Source organism: Algoriphagus terrigena DSM 22685, from assembly GCF_000429445.1.
Taxonomy (GTDB): domain Bacteria; phylum Bacteroidota; class Bacteroidia; order Cytophagales; family Cyclobacteriaceae; genus Algoriphagus; species Algoriphagus terrigena.
In genome coordinates this window covers 21,811-28,435 of the sequence record NZ_AUBW01000037.1, presented here as the reverse complement: position 1 = coordinate 28,435, position 6,625 = coordinate 21,811, and the positions used below count along the sequence as shown (strand labels likewise).

9 protein-coding genes are annotated in these 6,625 nt (G+C 48.9%); 8 read left to right on the top strand and 1 reads right to left on the bottom strand.

Annotation, left to right across the window (positions count from 1 at the left end):
- On the bottom strand, positions 1-263 hold a 263-nt coding region (locus G459_RS0123060), incomplete at its 3' end, for an IS110 family transposase (RefSeq protein WP_026969723.1).
- Positions 264-610: 347 nt separating this feature from the next.
- Here G459_RS0123060 and G459_RS0123055 point away from each other — a divergent pair.
- The 8 genes from G459_RS0123055 (at position 611) to G459_RS0123020 (ending at position 6,597) form a co-directional block, all read left to right on the top strand.
- Positions 611-799 (top strand): hypothetical protein, encoded by a 189-nt coding sequence (locus G459_RS0123055; RefSeq protein WP_026969722.1) that lies wholly within the window; start codon positions 611-613, stop codon positions 797-799.
- Between the two features lie 222 nt (positions 800-1,021).
- Positions 1,022-1,342: an ArsR/SmtB family transcription factor gene (locus tag G459_RS0123050; RefSeq protein WP_026969721.1), complete on the top strand. Its 321-nt coding sequence runs from the start codon at positions 1,022-1,024 to the stop codon at positions 1,340-1,342.
- A 1-nt stretch (position 1,343) separates the two neighbouring features.
- The gene (locus tag G459_RS0123045) at positions 1,344-1,808 is read left to right on the top strand and encodes an SRPBCC family protein (protein ID WP_026969720.1); all 465 of its coding nucleotides are present in this window, start codon (positions 1,344-1,346) and stop codon (positions 1,806-1,808) included.
- A 7-nt stretch (positions 1,809-1,815) separates the two neighbouring features.
- Entirely contained in the window at positions 1,816-2,196 is a 381-nt protein-coding gene (locus tag G459_RS0123040; RefSeq protein ID WP_026969719.1) for a DoxX family protein, read from the top strand.
- A 205-nt stretch (positions 2,197-2,401) separates the two neighbouring features.
- The gene (locus G459_RS0123035) at positions 2,402-3,016 is read left to right on the top strand and encodes a DUF4230 domain-containing protein (RefSeq protein ID WP_026969718.1); all 615 of its coding nucleotides are present in this window, start codon (positions 2,402-2,404) and stop codon (positions 3,014-3,016) included.
- A gap of 191 nt (positions 3,017-3,207) precedes the next feature.
- Positions 3,208-4,080 carry a geranylgeranylglycerol-phosphate geranylgeranyltransferase gene (locus tag G459_RS0123030; protein ID WP_051315385.1) on the top strand — a complete coding sequence of 291 codons (873 nt, stop codon included), beginning with the start codon at positions 3,208-3,210 and terminating at the stop codon, positions 4,078-4,080.
- Positions 4,081-4,280: 200 nt separating this feature from the next.
- A complete protein-coding gene (gene proB, locus G459_RS0123025) occupies positions 4,281-5,363 on the top strand; it encodes a glutamate 5-kinase (protein WP_026969716.1) in 1,083 nt (360 codons plus the stop codon).
- Positions 5,356-6,597 (top strand): glutamate-5-semialdehyde dehydrogenase, encoded by a 1,242-nt coding sequence (locus G459_RS0123020; protein WP_026969715.1) that lies wholly within the window; start codon positions 5,356-5,358, stop codon positions 6,595-6,597. Before proB ends, G459_RS0123020 begins: the two co-directional genes overlap by 8 nt.
- The last annotated feature ends 28 nt before the right edge of the window (positions 6,598-6,625 follow it).

Genomic DNA, 6,625 nt, shown 5'->3' with positions numbered 1-6,625 from the left:
GCATTTACGACCAAAAGTTCAAAATATCCTTCCAGAACATAATACACAGGTTTCCAATAAACGCCTGTGCTTTCCATAGCAACATGGGTTACTCCTTGGTTTTGAAGCCAACCGATCAGCTTCTCCAGATCCTGGGTATGGGTGGCAAAGGTTAACGTCTGCTCTGGCAGATCTTTTCCTGAAACGGTGGCAACTACCGTGTCGCGATGAACATCAAGGCCGCAGCCTCGTTCAATGAGTTGGGGAAATTCTATCATGTCCATATCGTAAATAAGTTGTGGTAACTCCTTTTACGACTTTCATGGCTGTGGGTGAATTTCCCTAATTCATATAAGTTTTATGTCGTTGGTCTGAAGCGGAAAATCCGCCGAATTCAGGAATTTCAATACACAATTCATCCATGAATATCCCCATTTCGGCCATTCTCCGACTCGTACCGACAATGTAGAAATGTTTAAGTTTGGGTCTTTGTCCTATTGTAAAAACTGGAAAACCGACGCCAGAGGAGCATTTTTTCACCCTGGAGCTTACCCCTTATGTTCTAAGACTTCCATGATAAAAACTGGCACGTTATTGACCTCTTTTCCATGTACAACAAATTCATTTAGCTATGAAAACGAAACCAATGACCTCCCAGAAAAACATGAAGCCTCAACTTCAAACACCAAACAAGTCTAACAAAAGACCAGAAAACAAAGACGATCTTGACAGCAGAGAACGCGAGGAACAACACAGAAAAGGCGACGATGTGACCCATAACAAGAAGGAAAAGCACAACGAACCCAAGAAGCGTAAGTAACTATTATACAATACAATAAATCTCAACCCAATGATCTTTCCACACAGGATGGGCTGAGATTTATTTTATTTTTTTCAGACCAGACCGGCGGCAGCCTCCTCGAAATCCCCATCCGACATCGGATAAGCGAATCATTTTTTTAAAAAGGCCATCTCAAAAAATCTAAGAAAAATTTGCGTAGTCAAATAGCTACATATATATTTGTAGCCAAATGACTTCATAATGAATCTGAGACGAGACGTATTCCAGGCGATCGCTGATCCGACAAGGCGGGCGATCCTGCTGCTAGTCGCTTCGCAAGCCATGACGGCGGGAGCAATTGCAGCCAATTTTGACACGGCAAGACCGACTGTATCCAAGCACCTCCAGGTCCTCACCGAGTGCGAACTGCTGCGGCAGGAGCAACACGGGCGGGAGGTCTACTATCAGCTCCACCCCGAGAAGATGAAAGAAATCGCCGACTTCCTAGAGCCCTTCCGACAGCTGTGGGAGCAGCGATTCAACAAGTTAGAAAACCTCATGAAAAACTTAAAAGACCAATAGCATGGAAGCCAAAACCAAGATAACTGCCAAGGATCAGCAACAGGATCTCGTCATCACCCGGGAGTTTGAGCTTCCGGTAGAGCTGCTCTTCAGAGCCTTTACGGAAGCCAACCTAGTCGAACAGTGGATGGGAACCAAAGTCCTGAAACTGGAAAGCAAACCCCATGGCAGCTACCAGTTTGAGACCTCTTACGACGGAAATGTGGTCTTCCGCGCCAACGGCACCATCCACGAACTGGTCCCCAACAAAGCAATTACCCGGACTTTTGAGATGGAAAACGCACCCATCGGCGTGCAACTGGAGTTTTTGGAATTTGAAAAATCAAGCGACACGAGCAGCAAGCTAACAATGCACATCGTCTATCGCTCCGCGGAGCACCGTGCCGCCCAGCTCAAGTTGCCATTCAAGCAAGGCCTCAACATGGCCCACAACCGATTGGAAGAAATCTTAAGCCAACTGAAATAACATCTACATGGAAAAGCGAAATAAAATCATCTACTGGGTCGCCACGCTCTGGCTTTCACTTGGCATGGTCTCTACTGGAATTGTCCAACTTATCATGATGGACGAAGAGGTTCAAAAAATGACCACACTCGGTTATCCCAAGTATTTTCTGCCCATTATCGGGATTTGGAAGCTGGTGGGCGTAGTGGCTGTCCTCGTCCCCAAGTTTCCTCTGGTCAAAGAGTGGGCCTACGCCGGGTGCTTCTTCCTGATGTCCGGCGCGATCTTCACACACTTAGCCGTCGGCGACACAGCCTCTGAATATTTCGGCCCTACGCTGCTACTGATGCTGACCATTGTCTCCTGGCATTTCAGACCGCAGGACAGGAGAATCAGCTTGGGCGTCTGATGCCGCAATGGATCGTTAATCCCGACCGACATTGACGAGAACCGCCTAGAAGGTCGCGATTTGAAATCGCGACCTCCTATCTCCCGGGATTGTCATTCCATCCAAAACCCTCCGATTTCACCTTTTTTCAGAAACTTGCATCCCGCAGCGATTGGATAGCCCTCGAATTTTGCACAATTTCAGGTCTCAATTTTTCAGGTGATCTATGAAACGAATTGCATTTGGCTTTCTCATCGCGGTGGTCGTGCTTTTGGGGATTTGGTATTTTTTCAACGCAAAGCAGGAGCGCGAAGAACTCCGTTCGAGTTCGGAGCTGATCCAAAAGCAAGTCCTGCAAGTCGGAAAGCTGATCGTCACAGAGGGCTATTATTCCAAGGTTTTTACTTTCAAAAACTCCCAAAGCCTCTTCCTGAATTTCTGGACTTCGGACAAAAAAGCGCTGGTCGTGGTCAATGCAAAAGCCACCGTAGAGTATGATCTCCGACAACTGGAAACCGAAATCGACGCCGAAAACAAAACCCTGATCCTGAAAAAAATCCCGGAGCCTGTCCTCAACATCTATCCGGACATCGAATACTACGACGTGACGCAGGACTACTTCAACTCATTTGAAGCAAAGGACTACAACAAGATCAAAAACTCCGTCACTGCGCAGATCCGAACTCAGATCGAGAAGTCAGACCTGATGGAAAACTCCCGCGAACGCCTGATGGTAGAGCTTACCAATCTCTATGTCCTCACCAAATCCATGGGTTGGACACTGATGTATGAGGAGCAGGTCATCGAAAACCCTGAACAACTGGAGCTACTGAAAAAATAGACCGCTTCCCGGTTTGTTTTCCTTTCTCATCCGCTGGTTATTTTCCTACCTTATCCCGTAATACCGGGAAGCTGAACGGCTTAATCACCTCAAGTCTCCAACAGCAGAAGTAATCAGAACCGACGCAGCCAACGCTGTCCGTTTCTTTCCAGTCACGACGGGAAGTGAATGAATTACCCTAATTTTAAACCATGAACACGTTGAGCATCGAGCAAAGAATCTCCATTCGTGGATTGTTCCGCATCAGCAGGCCCATTAACCTGCTGCTGGTTGCTTTTGCTCAGCTAATGACCGCCTACTTTTTGGTCGAAACAGATACTTCGGGTCTTCCGGTTTTTCAGGATTACAAACTGTTCTTGCTTGTCTTTGCCACTGTCTTGATCACCGCCGCCGGGTACATGATCAACGACTACTATGATGTGAAGATCGACTATGTCAACCGCCCCCACGAGGTGATTGTCGGGAAACGCATCAAGCGACGTGTAGTCATCTTTCTGCATTCACTCCTGAATTTCACCGCGATCGGACTCGGCTACCTCGTCTCTCCCAAGATCGCCGCCGTCAATTTCTTCGCGGCGTTTCTGCTTTGGCTCTACAGCAACCAACTCAAGAGAGAGCCCTTCATCGGCAACCTGACAGTCGCTTTTCTCACGGGTTTTTCGGTCTATCTCGTGGCCTTTTACTATCAAAAATCCGAGCTGTTGGTCCTGACCTATGCGATCTTTGCCTTCTTCCTCAACCTGATCCGGGAGATCATCAAGGACATCGAAGACCGACAGGGCGACCGAAAGCACGGCTGCCGCACCCTTCCCATCGCGATTGGCTTTCGAAAGACCAAGCAGGTGATTTTCCTGATTGCCTTGGGCTTTGTCTGCTCGATCCTGATCGTGACTTTCAAGATCAACAGCCCCGTTCTTTTTGCCTATTTCGGGATTCTAGGGCTTGTCTTTGTCTGGTTTATGTGGAAAATCTACCAGGCTGACCGCAAAAAACACTTTACCCAACTGAGTACCATTGCCAAGGTCCTGATGCTCGTCGGCACGATGAGTATGGCGTTTTTGTGATTTGGGATTTTTGATTTACGATGCAAGTATCTTCGACATTCGTCATTCAGCGTTCGATATTCATTATTTATAAATTTCGAATATCGAACGTCGAATATTGAATTGAAGGTCAATTGACCTTCTTCCATCTATCCCCGATCTTCCCTTCCCAATTAGCAATTCCCTAGCATCTTCCCTATTTTCATGCAAATTTTTCAATGATGCTTGATTCTAAGACCCTGGTAATCAAAATCGGCTCGAATGTCCTTACCCAGTCCAACGGATTGCCCGACTTGGACAGGATGAGTCATCTGGTCATCCAGATTCAAAATCTGATTTCCTCCGGAAAAAAAGTCGTCCTAGTCAGTTCCGGAGCGGTTGCCTTTGGCAGGCAATCCATTCCCTTGCCGGAAAAGCTCAACCCGGTTTTCAAGAAGCAGATATGGGCATCGACCGGCCAGATCCGGCTGATCAATCAGTACCAGCAGTTCTTTGGCAATCTCGGCTTACACGTCGCCCAAATCCTGGTCACGAAGGAAGATTTTCGCGACCGGAAGCATTTTCTCAACATGAAAAACTGTGTCGAGGCGCTTCTTCAGCAGGGCATCTTGCCAATCATCAATGAAAATGACACGGTGACGATCACCGAGTTGATGTTTACCGACAACGACGAACTGGCCAGTCTGACCGCCGCCATGATCAATGCCGATACGCTGATGCTGTTGACTAACGTGGATGGGATCTTCACCGGCAATCCCTCTGATCCAGGCTCCGAACTGGTCGAAAAAGTCGCTGTCTCCATGCCGGAAGTCTCCGACTATATCTCAGCCACCAAGTCGTCCTTTGGCCGCGGCGGCATGCTGACCAAGTACACCATGGCCAAAAAGTCCGCCGATCTGGGCATTCAGGTTATCATCGCCAATGGCAAACGGGATGGAGTCTTGGACGAGTTTCAGGCGAGAACACTTCGCTGTACCTGGTTTGAGCCGCAGAAAGTCAAGAATGCCACCAAGAAATGGCTGGCTCATGGCGCGCAATATTACAAGGGCGAAATCACGGTCAACGAAGGCGCCAAAAACTCACTGTCTACCTCGGTGATCCGGAGCCTTCTGCCAGTCGGCATAACCACAATCACGGGGGAATTTTCAAAGGGCGATATCCTGCTGATCCGCGACGAAAGCGGCCATAAAATCGGCCTTGGCCGGGCAGAATACGCCTCCAAACTTGCGATGGAACGCATGGGAGAAAAAAACCAAAAGCCTCTGATTCACTACGATTACCTCTATCTTTTCGATCATGAATGAGTTCACGCCCCTTTTTGAGCAAGTCCAAAAAAGCAGCAGAAGATTAACTTCAGTCAACAACGACTTGGTTAAACTGATCCTGAATGACTTGGCTACGCTTGCCGAACGGGAAACTGCCTTCCTTTTGGAGGAAAATAAAAAAGACCTTGATCGGATGGAGGTCTCCAATCCGATGTATGACCGATTGTTGCTCACGGAGACTAGAATCGCCGGAATCGCCTCTGAAATCCGCCAGGTAATGCAACTCCCAAGTCCACTGCATCATGTGTTGGAAGAGAAAAAACTGGATAACGGCCTGCTGCTGACCAAGGTCACCGTGCCGCTTGGCGTCATTGGCATCATCTACGAGGCTCGCCCCAATGTCACGTTTGACGTGTTCACGTTGGCGCTCAAGTCCGGCAACGGGCTGGTGCTGAAGGGAGGGTCCGACGCCGACTTTTCCAATCGCGCTATCCTCAGTTTGATCCATCAAGTCTTGGAAAAGCACGGTTTGCCGGTGTCGGCGTTCCAGCTTTTGCCTGCCGACCGCGCCGCTACGAAAGCCCTGCTGGAAGCGGTCGGCTATGTGGATGTGATCATTCCGAGAGGCTCTCAGGGGCTGATCAACTTTGTCCGGGAAAATGCAAAGGTGCCCGTGATCGAAACAGGTGCCGGAATCGTCCATACCTATGTGGACGAATCTGCGAATCTGGCCAAAGCCAAAAAGATCATCCACAATGCCAAAACCCGGCGTCCCAGCGTCTGCAATTCGCTGGACTGTCTGATCATCCACGAAGAGCTGCTGGACGAGTTGGGAGAGTTAGTGCTGCCGCTGATGCTGGACAATGTCAAGATCTTCGCTGATGAAAAAGCCTTTGCCCATCTCCAGCGGCACGAACTCATCCAGAAAGCTGATGAAAGCCATTTTGGCACTGAGTTCCTGAGTCTGAAGATGGCGATCAAGACCGTGAAAAATTTGGACGAAGCGCTGGATCACATTGCCAACTATTCCTCCAAGCATTCGGAGGCGATTGTATCCGAAACTCAGGCCAACATCGACCGGTTTCTTTTGGAAGTCGACGCTGCGGCGGTCTATGCCAATGCATCGACGGCTTTTACCGACGGAAACCAGTTTGGGCTGGGCGCTGAGATCGGCATCAGCACCCAAAAACTCCACGCACGCGGCCCGATGGCTTTGAATGAGCTGACGAGCTACAAGTGGGTGGTGCGGGGTGAGGGGCAGATTCGCGGTTGAAAACCCTGCTCTAAATCCTTTGGATAAA

Bases quoted from the DNA above. Each gene is read 5' to 3' on its own strand.
- G459_RS0123055 (WP_026969722.1), top strand. From the start codon at position 611: ATGAAAACGAAACCAATGACCTCCCAGAAAAACATGAAGCCTCAACTT.
- G459_RS0123050 (WP_026969721.1), top strand. From the start codon at position 1,022: ATGAATCTGAGACGAGACGTATTCCAGGCGATCGCTGATCCGACAAGG.
- G459_RS0123045 (WP_026969720.1), top strand. From the start codon at position 1,344: ATGGAAGCCAAAACCAAGATAACTGCCAAGGATCAGCAACAGGATCTC.
- G459_RS0123040 (WP_026969719.1), top strand. From the start codon at position 1,816: ATGGAAAAGCGAAATAAAATCATCTACTGGGTCGCCACGCTCTGGCTT.
- G459_RS0123035 (WP_026969718.1), top strand. From the start codon at position 2,402: ATGAAACGAATTGCATTTGGCTTTCTCATCGCGGTGGTCGTGCTTTTG.
- G459_RS0123030 (WP_051315385.1), top strand. From the start codon at position 3,208: ATGAACACGTTGAGCATCGAGCAAAGAATCTCCATTCGTGGATTGTTC.
- proB (WP_026969716.1), top strand. From the start codon at position 4,281: ATGCTTGATTCTAAGACCCTGGTAATCAAAATCGGCTCGAATGTCCTT.
- G459_RS0123020 (WP_026969715.1), top strand. From the start codon at position 5,356: ATGAATGAGTTCACGCCCCTTTTTGAGCAAGTCCAAAAAAGCAGCAGA.